General features: G+C 40.4%; 22 protein-coding genes. 10 read left to right on the top strand and 12 right to left on the bottom strand.

All coding sequences use genetic code 11. The annotated features are described in order from the left end of the window. Window positions 1-3: 3 nt before the first annotated feature. Window positions 4-1,209 (top strand): Gfo/Idh/MocA family protein, encoded by a 1,206-nt coding sequence (locus G5B43_RS10695; protein WP_240904843.1) that lies wholly within the window; start codon window positions 4-6, stop codon window positions 1,207-1,209. Window positions 1,210-1,233: 24 nt separating this feature from the next. On the opposite strand, the gene G5B43_RS10700 is transcribed toward G5B43_RS10695, so the two are convergent. Both G5B43_RS10700 and dapF read right to left on the bottom strand, forming a co-directional pair. Next, a complete protein-coding gene (locus tag G5B43_RS10700) occupies window positions 1,234-4,110 on the bottom strand; it encodes a DEAD/DEAH box helicase (RefSeq protein WP_165294724.1) in 2,877 nt (958 codons plus the stop codon). A 381-nt stretch (window positions 4,111-4,491) separates the two neighbouring features. Next, complete coding sequence (dapF, locus tag G5B43_RS10705; RefSeq protein WP_165294725.1) at window positions 4,492-5,289, bottom strand: diaminopimelate epimerase; 798 nt, start codon at window positions 5,287-5,289, stop codon at window positions 4,492-4,494. Window positions 5,290-5,495: 206 nt separating this feature from the next. Here dapF and G5B43_RS10710 point away from each other — a divergent pair, with 206 nt between their 5' ends. The 5 genes from G5B43_RS10710 to G5B43_RS10730 all read left to right on the top strand — a co-directional run bounded on the left by G5B43_RS10710 (window position 5,496) and on the right by G5B43_RS10730 (window position 9,636). Next, complete coding sequence (locus G5B43_RS10710; protein WP_206367319.1) at window positions 5,496-7,034, top strand: Do family serine endopeptidase; 1,539 nt, start codon at window positions 5,496-5,498, stop codon at window positions 7,032-7,034. Window positions 7,035-7,121: 87 nt separating this feature from the next. After that, window positions 7,122-7,559 (top strand): low molecular weight protein-tyrosine-phosphatase, encoded by a 438-nt coding sequence (locus G5B43_RS10715; protein WP_165294726.1) that lies wholly within the window; start codon window positions 7,122-7,124, stop codon window positions 7,557-7,559. A gap of 184 nt (window positions 7,560-7,743) precedes the next feature. Next, window positions 7,744-8,094: a hypothetical protein gene (locus G5B43_RS10720; protein WP_165294727.1), complete on the top strand. Its 351-nt coding sequence runs from the start codon at window positions 7,744-7,746 to the stop codon at window positions 8,092-8,094. 9 nt (window positions 8,095-8,103) lie between these two features. Beyond that, window positions 8,104-8,868 carry a peptidylprolyl isomerase gene (locus G5B43_RS10725; protein ID WP_165294728.1) on the top strand — a complete coding sequence of 255 codons (765 nt, stop codon included), beginning with the start codon at window positions 8,104-8,106 and terminating at the stop codon, window positions 8,866-8,868. Further along, a complete protein-coding gene (locus G5B43_RS10730) occupies window positions 8,869-9,636 on the top strand; it encodes an exodeoxyribonuclease III (protein WP_165294729.1) in 768 nt (255 codons plus the stop codon). On the opposite strand, the gene G5B43_RS19610 is transcribed toward G5B43_RS10730, so the two are convergent. The 5 genes from G5B43_RS19610 to G5B43_RS10755 form a co-directional block, all read right to left on the bottom strand. Further along, on the bottom strand, window positions 9,633-11,756 hold the full coding sequence (locus G5B43_RS19610; RefSeq protein WP_165294730.1) for a hybrid sensor histidine kinase/response regulator: 2,124 nt from the start codon (window positions 11,754-11,756) through the stop codon (window positions 9,633-9,635). The genes G5B43_RS10730 and G5B43_RS19610 overlap by 4 nt on opposite strands. 145 nt (window positions 11,757-11,901) lie before the next feature. Then, on the bottom strand, window positions 11,902-12,903 hold the full coding sequence (locus G5B43_RS10740) for a rhodanese-related sulfurtransferase (RefSeq protein ID WP_165294731.1): 1,002 nt from the start codon (window positions 12,901-12,903) through the stop codon (window positions 11,902-11,904). A gap of 514 nt (window positions 12,904-13,417) precedes the next feature. Further along, a complete protein-coding gene (locus G5B43_RS10745) occupies window positions 13,418-13,669 on the bottom strand; it encodes a DUF3820 family protein (RefSeq protein WP_206367320.1) in 252 nt (83 codons plus the stop codon). 6 nt (window positions 13,670-13,675) lie between these two features. Then, window positions 13,676-14,434: a glycosyltransferase family 2 protein gene (locus G5B43_RS10750; RefSeq protein WP_165294732.1), complete on the bottom strand. Its 759-nt coding sequence runs from the start codon at window positions 14,432-14,434 to the stop codon at window positions 13,676-13,678. Window positions 14,435-14,442: 8 nt separating this feature from the next. Continuing rightward, window positions 14,443-15,351 (bottom strand): glycosyltransferase, encoded by a 909-nt coding sequence (locus G5B43_RS10755; RefSeq protein ID WP_165294733.1) that lies wholly within the window; start codon window positions 15,349-15,351, stop codon window positions 14,443-14,445. Window positions 15,352-15,494: 143 nt separating this feature from the next. On the opposite strand from G5B43_RS10755, the gene G5B43_RS10760 reads away from it, so the two are divergent. Next, entirely contained in the window at window positions 15,495-16,397 is a 903-nt protein-coding gene (locus G5B43_RS10760; RefSeq protein WP_165294734.1) for a sugar transferase, read from the top strand. Window positions 16,398-16,408: 11 nt separating this feature from the next. On the opposite strand, the gene G5B43_RS10765 is transcribed toward G5B43_RS10760, so the two are convergent. From G5B43_RS10765 to G5B43_RS10785, 5 genes are all read right to left on the bottom strand, one after another. Continuing rightward, the gene (locus G5B43_RS10765) at window positions 16,409-17,311 is read right to left on the bottom strand and encodes a glycosyltransferase family 2 protein (protein ID WP_165294735.1); all 903 of its coding nucleotides are present in this window, start codon (window positions 17,309-17,311) and stop codon (window positions 16,409-16,411) included. 12 nt (window positions 17,312-17,323) lie between these two features. Beyond that, window positions 17,324-18,100 carry a class I SAM-dependent methyltransferase gene (locus G5B43_RS10770; protein ID WP_206367321.1) on the bottom strand — a complete coding sequence of 259 codons (777 nt, stop codon included), beginning with the start codon at window positions 18,098-18,100 and terminating at the stop codon, window positions 17,324-17,326. A gap of 69 nt (window positions 18,101-18,169) precedes the next feature. After that, entirely contained in the window at window positions 18,170-19,642 is a 1,473-nt protein-coding gene (locus G5B43_RS10775) for a lipopolysaccharide biosynthesis protein (RefSeq protein WP_165294736.1), read from the bottom strand. Between the two features lie 57 nt (window positions 19,643-19,699). Next, a complete protein-coding gene (locus G5B43_RS10780) occupies window positions 19,700-20,443 on the bottom strand; it encodes a DeoR/GlpR family DNA-binding transcription regulator (RefSeq protein WP_130142032.1) in 744 nt (247 codons plus the stop codon). A gap of 318 nt (window positions 20,444-20,761) precedes the next feature. Next, the gene (locus tag G5B43_RS10785; protein ID WP_165294737.1) at window positions 20,762-21,751 is read right to left on the bottom strand and encodes an aspartate-semialdehyde dehydrogenase; all 990 of its coding nucleotides are present in this window, start codon (window positions 21,749-21,751) and stop codon (window positions 20,762-20,764) included. Window positions 21,752-21,976: 225 nt separating this feature from the next. On the opposite strand from G5B43_RS10785, the gene G5B43_RS10790 reads away from it, so the two are divergent. The 3 genes from G5B43_RS10790 to G5B43_RS10800 form a co-directional block, all read left to right on the top strand. Then, window positions 21,977-22,924: an NAD-dependent epimerase/dehydratase family protein gene (locus G5B43_RS10790; RefSeq protein WP_165294738.1), complete on the top strand. Its 948-nt coding sequence runs from the start codon at window positions 21,977-21,979 to the stop codon at window positions 22,922-22,924. Between the two features lie 4 nt (window positions 22,925-22,928). Further along, on the top strand, window positions 22,929-23,654 hold the full coding sequence (locus G5B43_RS10795; RefSeq protein WP_165294739.1) for a YebC/PmpR family DNA-binding transcriptional regulator: 726 nt from the start codon (window positions 22,929-22,931) through the stop codon (window positions 23,652-23,654). Window positions 23,655-23,666: 12 nt separating this feature from the next. After that, window positions 23,667-23,966: hypothetical protein (locus tag G5B43_RS10800; protein ID WP_165294740.1), on the top strand; the 300-nt coding region annotated here is incomplete at its 3' end.

Below are 23,966 nucleotides of genomic sequence, written 5' to 3' on the forward strand. Positions count from 1 at the left end.
AATATGTTATTTACAAGAAGGAAATTTCTTTCCGCTGGGACTTTAGCACTTTCCGGAACAGCTCTATCTTATGCAGGCCTTACTTCTTTTATTCCCAAGAAAAATGAGGTAATCCGGCTTGGAATTATTGGCACCGGTACACGTGGTACAGGTTTGGCCCGTTTAATTAAAAATTTACCAGGTTTAACCGTTACAGCTTATTGTGATATTTTAGCTGTTCAAGCGGCTAAGATCGCGGAACATGTATCAGCGAAAGCAAAAAAATATAACGATTACAGGAAACTACTAGAAGATAAAGAGGTGGACGCTGTCATTATAGCCACGCCCTTGTATTTGCATTATATAATGGCTAAGGACGCCGTGGCTGCAGGAAAGCATGTATATGTAGAAAAGTCGATGACTTATGATATCCCACAAGCGTTAGATCTGGAGAGGAGAGTAAATAATGCTAAACTTGTTTTTCAAGTGGGGCATCAATACCGGTATTTTGGTTTATACCGTCGTGTGAAGCAAACCATAGATGAAGGTTGGTTAGGGGAGGTGACCCATTTCGAGTGCCAGTATCATCGCAATTCTGACTGGAGATTTCCGGTGGTGGAGAAAGGAACGGAACGTATTGTGAACTGGAGAATGTATAAAGAATATTCGGGAGGTTTAATGGCAGAATTATGTGGACACCAGTTGGATATTGTTAATTGGATGACAAATGCACACCCCGAAAGAGTGACGGGTATGGGCGGAATTAATTACTGGAAAGACGGAAGGGAAACATATGACCACGTCAGGGCAATTTTTGAGTATCCGGGTGGTGTGAAAGCTAATGTGTCCTCGATTTTGTCTAATGCTTATCATGGCTATGAGATCAGAATTTTAGGATCTAAAGCAACATTGCAAATAGAAAGAGACGAAGCATTTATTTATACAGAAGCCCGTAAAAAACAAACTGGTGTAGTCGATGGTGTTACCGGTGCTACTTTGTTAAATGCCACACAGGGAGAGGCCATGAAATTGGAATTTATCCATCAGGATGAAGAAAAAAGAGATCCCTCCTCTTATGCTTTATTAGATTTTGCTACATGTATCAGAGAAAATAAAAAGCCCTTCGCTGACGTCAAAACCGGTAAATATGGAGCTATTGCTGTGCATATGGCCAATATGGCAATGGATACCGGAAATATGCAACACTGGGAGAAAGAATATGGCGGGTAAACAAAAACTATAAAAAAGATAAGTCTACCGTAACAATTCCTGTATATCGTCCGTCGATAATGACTTGATGAAACTTTCTTCGGTGGTAATAAGTGCAGAGGATAACGCTTTCTTTTGACTTTGGAGCGCAAGTATCTTTTCCTCTACCGTATCCTTACTGATGAACTTATAGATAAAGACATTCTTTCTTTGACCGATACGGTGCGAGCGGTCGATAGCCTGTTGCTCTACCGCTGGATTCCACCATGGATCTAAAATGAATACGTAGTCGGCTTCGGTGAGATTAAGCCCTACGCCTCCTGCTTTTATGGAGATTAAGAAGATTTGTGTATTTTCCTTTTCTTTAAACGTATTTACCGCCTCAGCTCTGTTTTTGGTGCTTCCGTCTAGGTAGGCATATGCTGTTTTTTCACGCTCGAACGTATCGCGAAACAGCTGTAAATGTTTAACAAACTGGGAGAAGATGAGGACTTTATGTCCCTCTGCAATGATGGATTGCAGCATCTCCATAACCCTGTCGAATTTGCCCGATGAAAAAGACTCGTTCTCCTCCGTCATTTCAGGGTGGTTTGCTACCTGTCTAAGCTTTGTCAGTCCCTTTAACAGCATAATCTGGTTGCCTTGGCCGTTTTGTTGCAACTGGTTGTCAAGGAGGGCATTTCGATATTCCGACTTTATACGTTCGTATAACCTCGCTTGGTCTTCTGCCATTTCACAGTAAATCGTTTGTTCCGTTTTTGGCGGGAGTTCTTTGGCTACTTGATCTTTGGTGCGACGGAGAATGAAGGGCTTGATGATGGCTTGCAAACGAGCAGCTTTTTCTTCGTCTTTCTTTTTCTCGATAGGCATTACAAATTCCTTTTGGAAATAGCTGTAGGAGCCGAGCAACCCCGGATTCGCAAAATGCATCTGCGACCATATATCTGCCACGGAATTCTCAACTGGGGTACCGCTCAAAGCTAATTTATGCTTACTTTTTAAACCTTTAATGGCTTTAAAAGATTTGGAGGTAGGATTTTTGATATGTTGACTTTCATCTAAGATGATATAATTGAAGAAAAACTTACTCAACATATCTGCGTCGCTACGTACGATCCCATATGTGGTTATGATCAAATCGAAGTGTGAAAAGCCAAATGTATCTTTTAGACGATTCGAACCCGTATGGTGGTGTATACGAAGCTTAGGTGTAAATTTCTCTGCTTCTTTCTGCCAGTTGTAAATGAGTGATGTAGGCAGTATCAGAAGGGAAGTTTTGGTTTGGTCCGTTCCCTTTAAATTCTCCCGCTGCTGTTGTAGCAACGCGAGCGTCTGTACGGTTTTTCCCAACCCCATATCGTCAGCGAGGCATCCACCAAATTTATATTCTTGAAGAAAATGAAACCAATTATACCCAGCATGTTGATAAGATCTGAGATCACCTTGAAACCCTGTTGGAACTGGTGCTTCCGTGATACTTTCGAAGTCTAGCAATCGTTCCAGCTTGCGGTGAAAGGAAAGTTCGGTGTGTTCCGATATTTCGTATAATAATCCGATATGGGTTTTGTTTAGCTTTAAGCTCTGCTTGTTTGTTGTAAAAAGGAATAAATGTTCATATTGAGAGAACCATTCCTCGGGAATAATGGCGATTTCTCCATTGGGCAATGTAAATTCCTTATTCTTATTTAAGATATGCTCCCGTAATGCGATAAATGGAATTTCATAGGGTCCGAAATGAGCCACAGCTTGTATGTCAAACCAATCGTTACCTTCTTCGATGGTCATTTCCAGTGAAGTTTGCCCGATAAAGATGCGACGGTCGCCTTTTGCCTGGGTAATCGAAAACCCTTTCTGCAAAAGAGCGGACTGGTTTTTATTTAACCAATCGATAATAGATTCGTGTTCTGTTTTGACTATATAATTTGCAAATAGCAGATCTTTCTTTCGAAGTCCTAACTCTTCAAGGTAAGCACCCTGATTTTTCTCCCAAGTCAGAGAACGCTTTATTCGATGAAATACATAGTTATCCTTTTCTTCGTTATGTTCTAAACGTACGGTTACGGGATGATCCGCACTCGCCGAAAATTCATAAGAGCTGTAAGCAAAAGACAATTGTAAAAAAGATTGCCCAGTGGGAGCGTAGAATAGCTTAAGAATCGGGGTCGCATTTTCTTTATGCGTTTTAATGTCAAAACCTTCAGCATAAACATGATATTTTTCTATTAACCCGCTTACAAATGTTTCAAAGTATCGTCTTTCTGTACTACGCGCTACGCTGATATAACGTTTGTTTAGAAACGGACTGAGTTTTTTACCATCTATATCCTGTTCAAAATAATAAAGCGTATTCTCCAATAATAACCAAGCCTCCTTGTTTACCACAACTTGTGCGTTTTTATACATAAAATCCAGTCGATGACCGTTGTGTTTTAACGTTGGGAAATAGCGAGTCTCTGTTTCGTTACGACGAAAATGGAATAAGATGGAAGTAGGTTCCTCAGCAATATGTATTTCCTGATCGGCAGGATAACCGTCTTTGCTCATTAAAAATAGAGGCTTGCCCCGTAATTGCTTTAAAGCAATGAGCATCTTCTGTTCGATTTTGGGACGTATCCTATCGTAAATTTTATCATCGAAGACTTTCCCGAAAAAATCAACGGGACGGATGGCCTTTTTGTTGAATGCCTTAATAATATGTGTTTGTTCGATTTCATCTAATAACTTAATAAGATGATAATCGGTTTCGTCTAACGCGGGTGCGAAATCACCAATAGTATTCGTAAAAATACGTTTGTAGCTCAGCGAATAAGAACCGTTGGAATTCAGTTGGACAATATGGGGTTCAATCAGATATCCTAAATAAGGATGTTGTCCTAAGGAATAGATTAACTTGAATGGTAATTTACGATCAACCTGCTGCATTAAAAATCCTAAAGTCTTTCAAAAAAGCCTCTAATATAAGGTTTTTTCTCTTCTTTTTTTCCGTAAAAAAGAAGCAAAAAACTCGTGGCTTCGGATATTTGAGATAAGGGATAGTACTAAGGATGAATTTCTACATACCTCAAATATCCGGATGCCACCTTGAATGTTAAGGAGGGGATGGTGCATGGCGTAAATGAAAGCGATCAATATGGCTTCCTGGTGATGCGGGCTAAATCGACATCGTATTGTTCCGCGGCCAACTTTTCGCAGGCTATTTCGTTAAAAACAAAATAATGTTTGAACGAAGTGAGTTTTATTTTGTTTAGAAATAGGCAAGAAAAGGTAGAGGAACTATACAAGTCGTGATTTTTAGTCCCCTTTTTATCTAGAAAAAGGGGAAGGAAATGTCCCTTTGAAAACAAATTGAGCTGGTCCTTTAAGACGCACGTTTGTAAAATGTTGCCCTTGTTTGTGAAAACTGATATACAGTTGCCCGCCGAGCACGCGGATTGGAATTTCGAGTTCCCCGTCTAAGCTCTCGTGCAGAGCGATAGCCATAGCAGTGGCAGTAGCTCCGGTGCCACAAGCAAATGTTTCATCTTCTACGCCGCGTTCAAACGTCCGGACAAAATATCCGTTACCCTCTCTTTCAACAAAATTAACATTAATGCCTTCTTTTTGGTATGTATCGTTATTGCGAATAGCGGATCCAATATGGTATACATCCATATTTTTGAGATCATTTGCCCAAGTTACATAATGGGGAGAGCCCGTGTTCAATACATACGCTTCTTCATCTCGTTCCACGGAGGATACATCTATCATTCCCAAATCTACTTGATTATCATGGATATAAGCGTCATGTTTGCCGTCCACTGCCAAAAAGGCAGTCTTGTCTGTAATGATGCCTAAGTCTCTTGCAAACGCTACAATACACCTTCCGCCATTTCCGCACATGCTCGCCTCCCCACCATTCGCATTATAATATACCATCTCAAAATCAAAATTTTTATTATTTTGAAGAAGCATTAAACCGTCTGCACCGATCCCGAACCTCCTGTCACATAATGACTGGATTAAATCATGATTATCTCGATCAAAAAAACCACTTCTATTATCAATCAGTACAAAATCGTTGCCCGCGCCTTGGTATTTTGAGAATTTTATTTTTTCGTCCATTATTTGATTATCTAGTGAAAAATTAATAACCTTGTTACAAAGCTAAGTTTTATTGTTAAATCTTGTTAAAAACTACAACCAAGCCTTTTCATTAACATTTTTTAACTGTCAAAACTTCCCAAGCAATTCCTAATGGTATTACATTTGAACAAAGCGAAAAACAAAAGTAAAAGAAAATATTTTTAAAATAATAGATAATTACAGCAATGAAGAAAATAGGAATGAGTTTATTGATAGCTGCTGTTGGAGGTGCGGTAGCTATAGGGGGGTACAAACTCTTTGAAAATAAACAGAACGAGCACATGACCTTTGAAGAAAAGCAAAAGGTTTATTTTGCAAATAATCCTGAAAGTGCAATAATGTCTTCAACAGGTAATCCGGATTTTACAGAAGCTGCGGCGGCAGTCTCGCCTGGTGTTGTACATATTAACGTGACCATGACCGCACGAGGCTCTAGAGGCGGAGGTGGTTCTCCTTTTGATATGTTCGAGGAATTTTTTGGTATGCCACAACGCCGTCAACAACAACCTCGTCAGGCTAGAGCATCTGGATCGGGTGTATTGATTTCGCCTGATGGATATATTGTAACCAATAACCACGTGGTGGAAGATGCGGATAAAATCGAAGTAAAATTGACCGATCAACGAACATTTGAAGCGAAAGTTATCGGTAGAGATGCCGACTTCGATTTGGCGTTGCTTAAGGTGAATGCATCTAAACTACCTTTCGTTAAATTTGGTGATTCGGATCATGTTCGAATTGGTGAATGGGTGTTGGCTGTCGGTTATCCATTAAGTTTGCAGTCTACCGTAACGGCCGGTATCGTAAGTGCCAAGGGACGCCAAATTGGCATCCTAGGCGAGCAAGGGCAGGGGTCACCTTATGGTTATGGACAACCACAAGAACCTATCGTGCGTACAGCAGTAGAATCGTTTATCCAAACGGATGCTGTTATTAACAAGGGTAACAGCGGTGGGGCGTTGGTGAATACACGTGGCGAATTGATTGGGATCAATGCGGCTATAGCATCACCAACTGGTGTCTATGCCGGTTATGGGTTCGCTATCCCAGTCAATCTGGTAAAGAAAATCGTAAATGACTTTAAAGAGTTTGGTACAGTACAGCGCGGTTACGTGGGTATCAACTTCCGTGAGGTTGATGCTGCTATTAGGGAAGAGTATAAAATCGACGATATTCATGGCCTCTATGTGTTTGATGTCGTTAAAGACGGCGCGGCGGCAGCGGCAGGTATTCAAAAAGGCGATATTATCACTAAAGTGGAGGGGAGAACAATCTATTCTTCTTCTGATCTACAGGAGCTTGTGGCAAGGTTGAGCCCAGGCGATAAGGTGAAGTTAACCTATAAACGTGATGGTAAGGAACGAGATGTAGCCATTACGTTGAAAGCTCAAGATCTGAAAAAATCATCGAGCGATGAAGAAGTTAGTGCCAGTGCTACGGAAATCTTTAACAAACTGGGCGCAAGCTTTACACCTGCTTCCGATGCACAGAAGAAAAAATTTGGTATAAATTCGGGTGTTGTCATTACACAGGTACACCGTGGTGGTATGTTCGAATACTTCGGTGTTGAAAAAGGTCTGGTCGTTACGCATGTAAACGGAAAACCAGTGAACAATGTGGATGACGTGGAAGCTGCTTTAGGTAGCACAAAAAGAAATATCGTCCGTATTACCGGCGTATCAGAGAGTGGAACGGTCGAATTCAACTTCCCGATCCAATACTGATTGAATGAATAGATTATTCAAACGCGTCATCTGCATTTTAGCAGATGACGCGTTTTTTATAAAAAATTATAGCGTTATTTTAGAAACATGAAGATTTTAATGGTTTGTTTAGGTAATATCTGCCGGTCACCGTTGGCACATGGGGTGATGCAACATCTAGTGGAACAAGAAGGTTTGGATTGGGAAGTAGATTCCGCGGGCACAGGAGATTGGCATGTCGGACAACAACCGGACAGACGTTCGATAGCAGTGGCAAAGAAATATGGAGTAGATATAACATATCAGCGGGCTCAATGCTTCCAAGCTGATTTTTTTGAACGTTACGACCGTATTTATGTGATGGATAACAACAACTTCCGAGACGTTACTGCGCTGGCGAAACGTGACGAAGATAAAGCGAAAGTATGTATGTTTCTATCACATGATATTGTACCAGATCCCTATTTCGATGAAGATCAGTTTGAGCCGGTATACCATATGATTGAGAAGCGCTGCCGCGAACTTATTCTTGAACTGCGTAAATAATTCCCTACTTTTGTTCAGAGCCTGTTTAAATTTGGATTATCAGAATTTTTATAGGCTATTTTTGAGCGAGACAAGGCAAATTTTCTTGGGATAGTCGGAAACTATCTCGATAAAATTTAACGAAGTCACAGCCAAAAAGAGACATAAAAAATAATTAGGTAAATTTTAAACGGGCTCTAAAAGTATGAAAGCGTCGGAGATTAATAAGAAATGGGGAGAGCTGCAACGCATTGTTGCAGGTCATTTTGATATGGAACTTCCAGATATTAAGGTAATGCTTTTTCTCATTGGTGTTCAGGAACTTGGAAAAGGGCCGCAACAGTTTTCTAAACGACAAAAAGAAGAACTTATGCATATTGCTACTTGCCGTTTATTTAGCGCCATGGGTTTCTATGAACTGAAGGGGCTGGATGAGGAAGGGTGGCCTCATTGGGATTTAGTGAAGGCTATTCCCAACTATACACTTTTAGAGCAAGAGATGATCCTCAAATCATTGATTATTGATTATTTTGAAGACACCTACACCTTATCGTAATATAGACATATGAGGATAAATTTTAGGAAATTAAGTCTGCTTGTATTAAGCACGCTTTTATTTGCCGCGGTTTGGGCGAAAACGCCGAAATATCACTACGTATCGATAAGAACGGATAAAGGCGACTGCCTATTAAAGCTTTATAACGAAACACCCAGGCATCGGGACAACTTTGTTAAGTTGGTCAGAGAAGAATATTATGAGGGATTGATGTTCCATCGCGTTATCCATAATTTCATGGTGCAGGGCGGTGATCCCAATTCACGTTATGCTGCGCAGAAACAAGCGCTTGGCGAAGGTGGACCAGATTATAAAATTCCGGCGGAGATTCAAGAAGGTCTTGTTCACAAGAAAGGGGCCATCGGCGCGGCACGCGATGATAATCCTGCCAAGCAATCTTCGGCTTCTCAGTTTTATCTCGTACAGGGACGCGTATTCACACCGGCGGCATTGGATTCTTTGGAGCAGTTTAGATTGAAAGGCAAGAAGCTGACTGCCCAACAAAGGGAGGTGTATACCACTATTGGAGGATCTCCGCATCTGGATGGGAACTATACGGTTTTTGGAGAGTTACTGAACGGAATAGAAACCATTGATAAAATTGCGGTTGTCGAAACAGATGAACGGGATCGCCCTTTGGAAGATGTACGGATGTCTATGAAGGTATTGACTCGAAGAGAGGCCTTGAACCTCGAACGAGAAATGGAAGGGTTACCTCCTAAGACGGGCTTTTTCACGAAAATTCTGGATATTTTTTATTCGAGGGATTACTAAATGAAGATTATCACTTATAACGTAAACGGATTAAGGGCTGCACTCAAAAAAGATTGGTTGGGCTGGATGAAGGCAGTGAATGCGGATGTTGTGTGTTTGCAAGAAATTAAAGCTACGCAAGACCAAATCCCAGAAATTCTTTTACTGGAACAGTTAGGTTACGAGCATTACTGGTATCCGGCACAAAAGAAAGGATATAGTGGCACGGCTATTTTTACCAAAATCACACCAAATCATGTGGAATACGGCTGTGGGCATGAAGATTATGATTTTGAGGGACGTACTATTCGTGCTGATTTCGACGATGTTTCTGTTATGAGTGTATATTTTCCTTCCGGCACAACAGGTGATATAAGACAAGACTTTAAATACCGTTTCCTGGATGATTTTCAAATGTACAGTGATAAACTTTTACAGGAGCGTCCTAACTTAGTGATTTCCGGCGATTACAATATATGTCATCGTGCTATTGATATTCATAATCCAAAATCTAATGCCAATAGTTCTGGCTTTTTGCCTGCGGAACGCGAATGGATGGAGAATTTTATCAATTCTGGGTACGTAGACTCTTTCCGGCATTTAAATTCTGAGCCGCATCATTATACTTGGTGGAGCTATCGCGCAGGAGCTCGCGCCAGAAACCTTGGCTGGCGGATTGACTATAATATGGTATCTAGACCATTGGAAGATAGAATCGCTAGTGCAGAGATTATTCCTTCAGCGATGCATTCCGACCATTGTCCGGTATTGTTGGAGCTTCGTGACTAATCATGAGATAGTATACAAGCGACCAACTGATGCTCATCCAATGGTTTGCTTAAAATACAATCAAACGTATGGGTTTGGTTTTTCTTTATTTCATCTTCCAGATGCATGGTATCTGCCGTAAATGCGAAGATTTTAGTGCTCTGTTTCTCATGATTCTCCCGAACTTCCCGAAGTACATCCCAACCATCAACCTCAGGCATGGAGATGTCTGTGATAACAGCATCTACTGGGTTATGTTGTATAAACGTCAAGGCATCCCCTGCGTTCTCAAACGTATACACATTTGGGAAATCGTTAAAATAATGTTTTAAATAGAGAATATTGATACGGTTGTCATCTATCAGCACGAGCTGTATATCCTTTGGAAGGTCTGCCAAGGTACGAGCCTTGGAGGCGTTGGGGTCCAAACGTTTTTGTTTAATCGGTACCGACAGCGTAAAAGTAGAACCTTTTCCAACGATACTATCCAACGTAATATCGCCTTGAATTTGTTCCGATAGTAATTTGGAAATATAAAGCCCAAGGCCAAAACCTTTAGTTTTGCTTTTGTTGTCCGTCATGTAATATTGGCGGAAAATTTGAGACTGGTGTTCGGGCGCAATGCCTAAACCCGTATCTTTCACTTCTACAAAAAGTGTATCTTGACTATTTACTTTTCTTGCGTAAGCTTTTATGCTCACCGTACCTTTAGGCGTATATTTTATAGCATTGCTAATCAAGTTGGAGACGATTTGTCTTACCCGGAAAGAACTGCTATAAATTTCCACGTTGGGGTCAAGGTCAATTTGTTGTGTGAAGGATAAAGCTTTTTTTCGTGCCTGATAGGTGTGGAGGTTTATGATATCTAATAATAACCGATAAGGAGAAAAGTATTCGTTTTTTACCTCCAATGCTCCTACTTCGAGCTTACTAAGATTCAGGATATCGTTCACGGTACTGTTGATAACGGATATCTCATGTGCTGCCGAATCCAAGTATTCCGGCTGAATCGTATTCTTGCTACCGTTCTTACGTAAAATGTCGATAACGCCCATGAGTGAGTTAATGGGCGAGCGCACTTCATGGCTTATATTGGCTAACACGCTTGTTTTTTCTTCTGCAACTTTTGCTGCGTAGTCTTTTTCTTCCTGTAATCTCTTTTCATACGTGGTAGCCCTGGATTGGTAGTAGAGGATAAACAGAATCATGAGCAACATGACAGATAGGGAAAAGATAAGCTGATTGCCCAGCCGTTTGGTGTTTTCTTTGTATATGCTCAAATCTCTTGCCTCCGCTTCACGGACCGCTGCCCGTTCCAGTTCCCTAATATTATCTACACCGATTTTTAAATTGTTCAGCAGAAAATAGTTTGCTTGGATGAGCGCCCGCTCCTTTTGCCTCAATGATGTAAAATTTCGTCGTAAATTGCCTAGGCTCCGATTATATATCGTCTCGTTCTGTACGATAAGATTCTCGACGTTTCGTTGTAATACATCAATCTGCTGCACGTTAAAATGTTGTGTAGTATTGGCGAGCACGGTATCATTCTTAGCATTAAAAATACGGTTAAATAGGTTCTGTTTTTTTCTTACTACCGTATCGACTTCGTTAAGTGCGGTGTCATTTAAGATGTTACTAATAGCCGAGTCGGCAGTTATATAGCGCGGTGTAGCCGTTCGCTGGGTCTGTGAAGATGCCAATATCGGAAGGGAATCCTGCGCCATGAAAACCAAGTCTTCGATCGTCTTTTTAAGCGAGGCAAATTCGCCGGCCAACAAGTCCCTTTTTTGCATGTCTGTATTACTTTGTTGTAATAAACTATTGGTGTTGGGAAGCGTGGACAGCGAATCTATGTAATATTTAATGGTGTCGAGCTTAATCCGATATTCCTCGTAGGTGTTTTGGTCGAAGTCTACCGTATATTGCCGAAAAAGATTGTCTGCTTCTCCGTAGACGGAGAATAAGCGATAGAATGCAGACGACTGTTGTAAGCCCAAGGCGTATACAGCATCTAATCGCTCTTTTACTTTTTGGTAAGCTATATACTGGTAAATAAAGACAATACTTATATATGCAAAAATGGCGATAATCGCACCGATGAGTACTTTTCGTAGTAAAAATGTTTTCTTACTTTTTGGCACGGCTACTGGATTTAGTTTGAAATTTAACCGTTAAAATTCTTGGAAACAGTCAGTTAATATGATTCAAAGATAATTAAAATGGCAAACAATAAATATTTATTCGTATTTTATTATCTATTGTTTGCCATTGTTACATTTTAAAATGCTATTGCTGATTATCTAAAAGAGGTTCTTTCTCCTTTGATGGAAAACGCTTGTGCTTTCTTTTGCTGATTTTTTCTTCGTTGACCGGCTGTGGTACTTTTACATAATAACCGGTACCATCATAAGGTCGTTTGCGAGGATGTTCCATACAAGCTGGAGTGCAACAGCCGTCCATCTTCCAACCGCATTCATCGCATTGTGTGAAGTGCTCGTTACATTCTGGATTAGCGCAGTTTATCATCTTAGATGTGATTTTTCCACAATTTCTACAGGTGGAAACAACTGTTGGGTTTACTTTATTGACATCTACGGTAACGCGGTTATCAAATACGTAGCATTGGCCTTCGAAATCTTTGCCGTCGACTTCCTTGCCGTATTTAATGATACCTCCGTGGAGTTGGTAAACGTCACTAAACCCTTCTTTTAGTAATAGGGCAGAAGCTTTTTCACATTTGATCCCGCCCGTACAGTAGGTCAGTATCCTTTTGTCTTTATATTGTTCCAGTTCTTTTATTTTTTCCGGAAATTCACGGAAATTCTCTATATCCAACGTCACGGCATTTTTGAACCGACCTACAGCATGCTCGTAATTGGAGCGTACGTCCAAGATGACGACATCATCCTGATCCTTCATTTCCATAAAATCTTTTGGCTCCAAGTGTTTTCCCGTTTCTTTATTGGGGTTAATTATCGCTGGATTACGTAAACCGGAGTGCACGATTTCGGGTTTGTATCGACAGTGCATCTTGATAAAAGATGGCTCATCTACATCGTCAATCTTAAAGTCTGTTTTACGGAACCGTTCATCGGCATGTACTGCATCCATATAGGCTTGACATGCTTGCGGTGTTCCGGAAACGGTACCATTCAAACCCTCATCGGCGACAATAATGCGTCCTACGAGACCAAGTGATTTACAAAATTCGAGATGTTCCGCAGCAAATTGTTCTGCATGTTCGATTGGACTGTAACAATAGTACAGTAATGTTTGATATTTTGCCATATTCATTGATACCGCTGCAAACGGCGTTTAATGTTTTAAAAATTATTTATGGTTGCAAAAATAAGGAAAAATGTCAGATAAAAATTGACGGAGATCACTTTTACTGTGATAGCAGATTAAAAGAAGGTTTTCTTTAATCATCTTTCTTCCCCTTTTTTCTTGACAAAAAAGGGGACAAAAAGTCAAGACTGAATATTGTTCTGCTATTTTTACTCTTCTATTCCTAAACAGCATACAACTCGCTACCGCTCAAACAGTATGCTTATTTTAACGGAATAGCCTTCATAAAAATGACCGCAGAACAATATAAGGTCGTTTTATTCCACTTAATGGCTATCCTTGGTTGACCGCTTTTAATCCGCTATTGCACCATCCCTCCTTAACTTTAATTGTCGCATCCAAATGTTTTACGACTGCACAATCTCGTCCTTAGCACTATCCCTATTGTAAAACATTTGAAGCGACGATTTTTTGCGCCACTTTTTTCTAAAAAAAGTGGCTTAAGAAAACCTTCTTATTTCTTAACCAACGGTTTGAGTAAATACTCCAAACCGTTTAACTTTATTTCATAAAGGGTAGCCAGCTGCATCCCGAGCTTACCTTTGGGAAATCCTTTTTGATGAAACCAATTTAAATAAGGTTCAGGCAGATTACATAATAACCAGCCTTGATATTTGCCAAAAGGCATCTTCGTATTCGCCAGTTCTATCAATATCTCCGGCTTCAACAGGTTTTCGTCTTTGTTCTTTGCTCCTTGGTCTTTCATCCTTATCTATTCTCTAATTTTGCCATGTTTTAATCGATGTAATATAAGACGAGCAGCGATAACGCCATGATTAACCATGTTGGTGAATGTTCCGTAATATTTTTTGAAAATCGCATAGCGTTCTTTCAAACTCTGTCGGTGGCGTTTTTGGGTCATGCCCCCCACAAGGTATTTAGCTACATATTGATTGACATTCACTATTTTATTAGCCTTTTTAGCGGCACGGATTACCCAATCGATATCAGCGCTGAGTTGATATTGTAAGTCATAACGTTCGGCAATACTACGTTTTACATAAATGGCTTGGTGACAGATATTCATGCCATAACGAAATGATTTCCAGTCGAAACGCTTTGGTGTTTTATGGCGGCGATCACCGATAATGTTGCGCTCCTCGTCTATCAGTTTTGTTTCTCCATAATAAATATCAGCGTTTTCTGCCGAAGAAAAGACTTTTTCCAGTGTCATATCTTCATATAATTCATCACCTGAATTGAGGAACAGAACATAATCTCCAGTGGCGGCGGCAAGCCCTTTATTCATGGCATCATAGATGCCGCCGTCTTTTTCCGAAATGAGAATAGATATTTCTTCTCTGTATCTGTCTATTACATCGAGTGTGCCATCGGTAGAGAGGCCGTCTACGATAATATATTCCAGTTCAGCATAGGTTTGCTTCATGACCGATCGGATGGTATATTCAATACCACGAACATTATTATAAACAACCGTTATAATAGAAACTTTAGGTAAAAGTTTATTCATACTTTGTATCATTTCCTCCCAAACTTTTTAATCAGGAACCGGATGAAGCGTTCGGCGATATTTCCTTTTTTGTGTGCATAAAAGTGTTTTATAGCTTCATATGCCTTTTTATGTTCACTGATCTCGTTGGGGAAGTACTTTATTTTTTGCGTTGCCAGCGCCACACGGTAAACATCGTCGATAGCTGAATGGGTGCCCGAACCGTCCGTTCCGATATTCTGTATCATCGATTGTCGTGGATATAGTACTAGACCATCTTGATTGAAGACGGAAAGATACCAGCGGATAGCCCAGGAGTTGATCTTTCCAGCTTTAAATTCCTTAACTTGCTTCCAGAAATTCTCTGTCCCCTCCATGTTGAACCGCCTTATATCTTTTCGCTTGAAATGCTTTGTCAGGGCATCGATATCCGGATTAAAATGATCCCATGCCCTTTTCCAGGTTGCCCAGCCCCAGCTGTTTGCTACTCGGAAGAAGAACGATTTGGGTAATCGTTTCGGATGTTCCACGGGGTACATATAGCCACTGATTTCCATGACCCGTTCAACATGTTCATAGCGATGAAGAGAATCATTAAAATACATTAGGGCGTAGGGAGAGGTTTCCAGATCATCTTCCAGTATAATAGCCTTGCCGTGCTCGTTGATGATTTTAGTGACACCATCAATTATGTTTTCGGCAAGCCCCCAGTTTTTCTGACGCTCTATAATGGTAATATGTTTAAAATCCCACGGCTCACGGATAAGGGCACGTACCTGGTTGACATTTTCCACGGCATCCGCGTTTTTTGCTGCATCCGAGATAATGTATAACAGCGAGTCCTTGGCCAGTAGGTTCTTTTCCAAAGCTTCTAGCGTCCTTCTAGCGTGCTTAGGACGGTTGTATACAAATAATATGATAGGAGCCAGTGTTTGCATGCATTACAAAGGAACAAAGAATGATTCAAAAACCGTGCTAGTATTTATTTATATGGTGAAACTTACGTATAGGGGAGGAAGTTTTTCTGCCTATTGTATAGTGCGTGAGTTTGTTTACATTTGTGTTTGATCTTTTAGAATATATGAGTTCGTTAAGCCCTATTGTCTTATTCGTATATAGCCGCCCGAGCCACACGCGCCGGACACTTCAGGCCTTGGAAAAAAACCGACTTGCCGCGGATAGCGAACTTTATATATTTTCTGATGGGGCGAAAGATGCAGGAGCCATACCGGCGGTAGAGGAGGTTCGCAGGGTAATACGAGAGGCTTGGGAATTTAAAGACGTGCATGTCGTTGAAAGAATGCATAATTTAGGATTAGCTGCAAATGTCATTGATGGTGTCAGTAATGTGATAAAAAAACATAAGAAAGCAATCGTATTAGAAGACGACGTATTATTTTCAGAACACGCATTGGCCTATTTTAATGACGCTTTAACCTTGTATCAGAAGGAGGAAAAAATTATGCATATTAGCGGTTTTATTTACGAACTGGATCGAACAAACGTGCCTGATACTTTTTTTACACGATACGTAGCGAGCCAAGCATGGGCAACCTGGGAGAGGGCGTGGGATTGTTTTCAGGAGGATATTGAGGCGATTATACAGCAGTTTGACGAGAAAAAAATAAGTGATTTCACCTTTGAGGGTACCATGAATTTTTGGCGCCAAATACAACAGCAAAAAGAGAAGAAGATAGATTCCTGGGCCATTCGTTGGTATGCTAGTGTTTTCTTGCGAGGGGGATTGGCGCTGTCTCCAAATCAATCGCTTATCGAAAACATCGGGCATGACGGGTCTGGCATTCATTCCGAAATAAGTAAGATGTTCGTAACCACGATCAGAAACGAGCCAATTACCTGTTTTTCCAACAAAGTAGAGGAATCAAAGAATGGATACTTGGCTTTGAAGCACTATTTTAAACATAGAAAGGGCAGTATAATAAACCGGGCAATCCGCTTTGTTAGAAACAAATTGAATATCTAGCCATTCATCTATTAATTTCTAGCCGATTTTTCCGTACGCCAGTAGGATGTATAGAGTTTTTTGTTTTCACGTCTAGCGTTTCTTACAAGTCCTGTTTTTTCTACCAATCTTAACGCCACACCAAAGTAAGCCGTGGATGCCTGCCAATCCTTTGGGATGGCAAGCAGGGCTTTTTTGATCGCGCCTAGGACAGCGTAACGGAAGGCCTTCTGGAAGCTATAGTTAATATTTGCATATTCCGTCAGAAAATAGGTGAACTCACTTTTAAAAAAAGACTCGCCAGCCTTATCTATAATCCTGTTCTGCCTATCGTGATAAGCTATAGCGTGACGGTTAATGGCTATATTATAACCGTGGTAATGCAAACGATGTGCATAGTCGCTATCCTCGCCATAATGGTAGAACAGTGGAGAAAAACCACCTATTTGCTTTATTATGGTTATGGGGATCAACCAAAAGGCAGCATTAACAAAAGAGCAGATAATATTATCAAGATTGAGATCAAGCTGTTTTACATAATCGGCAAACCCTTTATCAAACACCTGTTCGGTTCCATCATAATGTAGCGGCGAAATGACACCAATTTCTTTTGGATAAGATTTCGTCATTAAATGCGTTAAGCAGTCGGGGTGTATCCAAGCATCTTGGTTTACCAAAAAAACAAAGTCATAGCCCCTGTTGAGGGCATATTCGAATCCTAAATTATTAGCTTTACCGAATCCCAGGTTTATCTTGTTTTCTAGGAGAATTACCTGGGGATAGTTTTGGCGTATCAGTCCGACAGTATTATCTTTAGAGGCATTATCTATAACTATAATATCAGTAGGATAAGATGAATGCAAAAGACTGGATAAACATTTGTCCAGCCAAGGTTCGAAATTATAAGTAACAATAATGCTTAGAACACTTTTCATACGTTGTTACTCTTATCTCCAAATAAAACCTTTAATTCTCAACGAACGCAGCAATTTATTTATTACCGTTAAAACAGGCTTTTTAATTTTCCATTTTAGTTTATCTAAACTTGTTTGGCCTGCAAAATAATTCTCGATCGACGGTCTACCGGTTTTCATATCCGTCGGTTTTTCCCTTTCCTTTTTTTCGATGACTAATATGCTATCGTAATAATGTAGCGAATCAACGGACCTCGTAAATCCACTGACCTTTAATGCCCTTTGCTCGGAGTGATAGGCATTGATATAATCTATAAAGTTCTTGCTATATTCGACGAAAGTTCCGTTGCGTTTGTGTCCACCCCCATAATCTACCTCATAGGAGGTGTGCAGGTCTTCGCACAAATAAGTTCCGTTTTTCTTCACGTGTCCGAACAACTCTTCAAAAGTGATGATTTGTTGGCGCATGGTGTGCCCACCATCATCGATGAGGATATCGATCGGTGGAATCTTTTGTTTGACTTTTCTTAGGAAATTTCTATCTGATTGTGAACCGATGAATATTTCGATGTTTTCTTCTTCCAGATGCTTACAGTTAGGGTTGATATCAATCCCATAGATTTTCGCTTTCTCTCCGAAATAATTCTTCCACATCTGTAGGCTTCCGCCCTGATAAACGCCGATTTCGACGATCGTTATTTCTTTATTTCTATAACGGCTAAAATGTCGGTCGTATATGTCAAAATAGTGAAGCCATTTATGGATAAGCTTGTCATTATTGTTGTAGAAATATTTTTCTAAATCGTTCATTGTATAAGATTTGATCTATATATTCGATTACATTTTATGCTATGTTGACCATCAAGTTATTAAAAATAATCATTTTGTGTTTTTTTCCTTCTTACTAATTTTCTCTTTCAGGAAAGAGATCACCTCCGATAAGATATCCGATTTAGTAATAAAAAGTAAAAAGAGGTAAATACTGACCAAACCTGCTGCCTTAGCTACAAATCGAAGATAAATATGGTCGATGTGACTAGCCCATAAATTTGTTATAAATAGGCTTAACGTCGCTGTCACAGCAAAAAGATAAACATCTTTAAATAAAAAATAATAGTGATATTGCAATTTGTGTCTACAGATATAATACCACGTATTAAGCCAGATTATCTGGAGACCGGTGTATGCATAGAGTAGATAAATGATGCTATAGCTCTTCAATAAGAAAAACAGCGCGATTTGTAACAGGCCGAAGCAAATGATATTCCACATATATATTGTCGATCGCCCTTGACTAAGGTTGTAGTTAGCAAACACATTGCTTGCTACAGCGAACGCACCTCCAAAAGCGACAATGCGAAGATAATCAGCTGCAACCAACCATTTTTGGCCGATAAGAATGATGATGAATTCGTTTGAGACGAATGATAACCCAAACATCAACGGAAAGGTAATAAAAGAAACAAAAGAGAGTAATTTGCGAAACACACGCACTTGCCGGCTTCCGTCGTTTTGTGATATTTCCGTCATCAAAGGCTGTATCAAGCTGTTGTTTATGCTCAAAATGAAGGTTTGCCCCATTAAGTTCCATTTGTTGGCCTGGTTGAATTGCCCGACGATGGCTGTCGGGAAAAATTTACCCAAGATACTTGTTAAGAAATTATTGTTTACGTTGATGAACACATTAGTGAGTAAAAGCTTACTGCTATACCTAAACATCGATTGAATAGGTTTAAAATTAAAGTGGAGCGTAGGGCGGAAACCGGAATAATAAAAGAACCCCGAGCTTGTCACTATGCAATAGGTTAAGTTCTGGATAATCAATGACCAATATCCTAATCCATAAAAAGCAGTAGTAACGCCGCATATCCCACTAATGAATACCGCAGCGGTTGTGGAGAGTGCCCGTTCGCGTAATAGCAGATTCCGGTTCAGATAGGCGCTATGTGCAATGCCGAAGCTACTGATAAAAAAGTTTAGGAATGAAACGCGCGCCGCGGTGGCTAGGATAGGGATTTCATAGAAATCAGCAATGAGCGGGGCGGCGAAGAAAAGTAAAAGATAGAGCGTTGCCCCAATAGCAATGCAGAGCCAATGCACTGCATTATAGTCGTCCTGTGTGATGTTTTTTTTGATGATCAATGCACTGACAAAGCCAGATTCCATGAACGCGGCAGATACTGCAGAAAAGATGGTCAGGATGCCAACGATCCCCATATCTTCCGGCATGAGGATACGACCTAGGACAATCCCAAACAATAAGGCGAACACCTGCTGAATACCGTTCGCTATACCACCCCATAGAAATCCCTTTATCGTTTTCTGTTTTAAAGGAATCTCGTTATTCTTCATATTGAACGTTCTGTTTCATCTCACAGTCGTAGCCTCCATACAGGCTAGGCGTTGCCTCTATCTCACTTCAATCTGATGTGCAAATTCTCTTAATTTAGGGTGTTTAGGATCAAGGTCTGTAACCAAGTAAGTGACATCCCGTAACGGAGCAACGCGCATCTTTTGATTGGAGTTCAATTTCTCGGCAATACTGAGGATAGCAAGGTTCTTAGAACATTTGATCATTGCCCGTTTAATCTGAACAACTTCCCAGTCTGAATCTGTAATACCTTCGTCCAACGACAAACTATTCGTTCCAAGTAAACAGAGGTCTACCCGTAAGTCAGAGAGTTCATTAATAACCTGTGCACCCGAAACAATATTTGTGTTCCGAGATAATTTTCCACCAATAAGAATGACATCAATGTTGTCCTTCTCTGCTAATTCCAGTGCAACGAGCGGGCTGATCGTAAAGAATGTGCATTGAAGATCGTTAGGAACTGATCGCGCCAATTCAATCATGGTTGTTCCGCCACCTACTAATACAGTCATTCCGCTTTGTATCAATCCGATGGCTTTATGAGCAATCTCTTTTTTTGACTCCTTAGCATACACGTTCCCCTCCTGAAAAGGAAATTGAAAGGATTTGGATAAGGCTCCTCCGTATACTTTTAAAACCTGCCCGTTTTCAGCCAGCTCGTTCAAATCGCGTCGTATAGTATCTTCCGATACATTCAGCTGTACACTTAAGTCAGATGATAATACCTTGTTATGTAGGTTTATCTGATGAATGATATAGGCTTGTCGTTCTTCTTTTAGCATATTCCAAACGGTTTTTCATGTCGCTCAAGCCGCGACTGGCTCATACTTTTTTTTCCGCAAAAAAAGTATGCAAAAAAACTCGTCGCTTCAGATATTTGAGATAGTGGATCGTACGAAGAATGAGTTTCTAAAGATCTCAAATATCTGGATGCGACAATTAAAGTTAAGGAGGGAATCATGCAATTGTGTTATCCCCTCCTTAACCTTAAATGCTACATGTAAAATTTTGAATATGTAGAAATATCATTAATGCACTATCCCATAATTCAAAATTTTAAAGTGGCGCTTTTTTGCGCAACTTTTTTCTAAAAAAAGTTGCTAAATCAAACCTTTTTTATGAAGCAATTCTGCGATTTGTACTGCATTTGTTGCTGCTCCTTTTCTAAGATTGTCTGCTACAACCCAAAGATTTAATGTTTTATCTTGTGATTCATCACGGCGGATACGTCCAACCAAAACCTCGTCTTTACCATGCGCATCTTTGGGCATAGGATATTGGAGATTCGCGGGATCGTCAACAACTATAACACCCTCTTGTTCGGCTAACAATTGACGTACTTCAGCCAAGTCAAAATCATGTTCAAATTCTATATTCACAGCTTCTGAATGCCCTCCCATAACCGGGATACGTACCGTTGTTGCTGTAACGCGGATAGAATCGTCACCCATGATCTTATTCGTTTCCTGAATCATTTTCATTTCCTCTTTTGTATATCCGTTGTCTTGGAATACATCAATATGAGGGATGACGTTTAAATCGATTTGATATGGATACGCTTTTTCACCATCTTTTCCTGCCCGCTCATCCATCAATTGATTAACAGCTTTTACGCCGGTTCCGGTAACGGACTGATAAGTAGATACGACAACGCGTTTGATTTTATACTTCGCATGTAGCGGCTGGAGCACAACCACCATTTGAATTGTAGAACAATTTGGGTTCGCAATGATTTTATCCTCTGCGGATAGCACTGTGCCGTTCACCTCCGGAACAACCAACTTTTTTGTTGGATCCATACGCCATGCTGACGAATTATCGACTACTGTAATCCCTGCTTCGGCGAATTGCGGCGCATATTCTGTTGACGTGCCGCCTCCTGCAGAAAACAAAGCTACATCAGGTCGAAGTGCAATAGCTTCGGCGGGCGTAACGATCTTGTACTTCTTTCCCTTAAAATCGATTTCCTTACCCTTGCTCCGCTCCGATGCTACAGGAATCAACTCTGTTACCGGGAAATTACGTTCCGCTAAAACGGTCAAAATCTCTGACCCTACAAGGCCCGTTGCGCCTACTACTGCAACTTTCATAATTGAATTTGTTTTATTTGTTTAAAATATTAAATAAATTACAATAAATTTAAGATACCAAAAGTAAGAAAATAAAAATATATTTCGCAATTTATTGCACGCAACGTAACTTTTTTCCGTGAATATTTCCAGATTTATAATTTTGGGTATTTCGGTAAAAAAACGGCAAATCAAGCAATCGATTGCTGTTCTATTTTGCCTATAAAATGCGCTAACTTTGCCACAATGAAAGAGCGTATAGTAATGATCGGAGCGAACGGCCAAATCGGATCAGAGTTGGCATCGGCTCTTCGTCATAAATTCGGTGCCGAAAACGTCATCACGTCAGACATTCGAGAACCAAGTACATTGGAAGAGGACGATATTTTTGAAATCATCAATGTATTAGACAAGTCTGCGTTAAAGAGCTTGTTTGAAAAGTATAAACCGACACAGATTTATTTGCTCGCGGCCATGCTTTCTGCGACCGGTGAGAAGTACCCGCAAAAAGCTTGGGACCTCAACATAAATGGTCTATTAAATGTATTGGATCTGGCATTGGAACTCGATATTAAGAAGATTTTTTGGCCGAGCTCCATCGCCGTTTTTGGGCCTCATTCACCGAAACAAAACACAGATCAATATTGTGTAATGGATCCCGTTAGTATCTATGGCGTAAGCAAGCTGGCGGGCGAGAGACTTTGTGAATACTACCATCATAAATATGATCTGGACATTCGCAGTATTCGCTATCCAGGAATTATTTCTTGGAAGACCGCACCGGGAGGTGGTACAACAGATTATGCTATCGATATTTTTATTGAAGCTTTAAAGCACGGTCAATATACTTGTTTTCTTTCTGCTGACACAGCCTTACCGATGCTCTATATGGACGATGCGGTACGTGGAACTATCGAACTGATGGATGCTCCAGCAGGACAAATCTCCATCCGTTCAAGTTATAATCTCGGGGGGGTATCTTTCACTCCTGCACAGATTGCCGAAGAAATTAAAAAAATTCTTCCTAATTTTGAGATGTCCTATGTTGATTACGACCCACGTCAAGCAATTGCTGACTCTTGGCCTGCAAGCATAGATGATGCTTATGCAAATAAAGATTGGGGCTGGGAACCTAAGTTTGATTTGGCGTCGATAGCAGAAGACATGATTGCGAACCTCAAAACAAACGTATAGAAAAATGGGCAGAGCCTTTGAATTTAGAAAAGAAAGAAAATTTAAACGTTGGGCCAAAATGGCCGTACAGTTTACACGTTTAGGGAAAGAAATAGCCATTGCGGTAAAAGAGGGCGGCCCACACCCGGAAAACAACTCCCGTTTGCGTACAGCTGTCCAAAATGCGAAAGCGGTTAACATGCCGAAAGATCGCGTTGAAGCAGCTATTAAAAGAGCTTCTGAAAAGGACGCAAAAGGATACGAAGAATATGTATATGAAGGGTATGGCCCCCACGGCGTACCGGTTTTGATAGAAACAGCAACCGACAATACCAACCGTACGGTTGCGAATATCAGAAGTTACTTCACCAAATCAGGTGGCTCATTGGGTAAAACAGGCTCACTGGACTTTATCTTTCAGCGGAAATCGATATTTCGTTTCGAGGCTGCAGAAGACCTTGATGTGGAAGAATTGGAACTGGAACTTATTGACGGTGGATTGGAAGAGTTATATGTAGAAGCGGATGAAGAAGGTAATGATATTGTTGTCGTCCAAACTTCCTTTGAGGACTTTGGAAATATGCAAAGCCTTTTAGAAGAAAAAGGAATCGAAGTGAAATCTGCCAAATTGGAACGTATCGCCTTATCTCATACTGCCTTAGATGAAGAACAAGCTGCCGATGTACTCAAGCTAATCGATAAGATCGAGGAAGATGACGATGTACAAGCGGTCTATCATAATATGGAGTAGAGAGGTATTGATATGACATTTGAGGAGTTTTTTGCTAAAAAGAAAATAGACTTGTCACAATTGCGGGACGATAATCGTCTGCTATACGATGAGTTTAGCCAGCATTATGCTCAAATGGGTGAGAAAAGCTTTGATCACACCAAGAAATTTTGGTTTAATAAACTGAGAAAGCAGTACGCCTTGATGGAGGAAGAGGAAATCGCGGTCAAAGATCAATCTATTTCTGCTGAGATACTGGAAGAATTATCTCCACATCCGATAGAAACTACGGTCTCCTCAAAACCAGCGGGCTTCAAACCAAGGTTCAAGGCT

The sequence above is a fragment of the Sphingobacterium sp. SGR-19 genome, from assembly GCF_011043555.1.
In the GTDB taxonomy this organism is placed as follows: Bacteria; Bacteroidota; Bacteroidia; order Sphingobacteriales; family Sphingobacteriaceae; genus Sphingobacterium.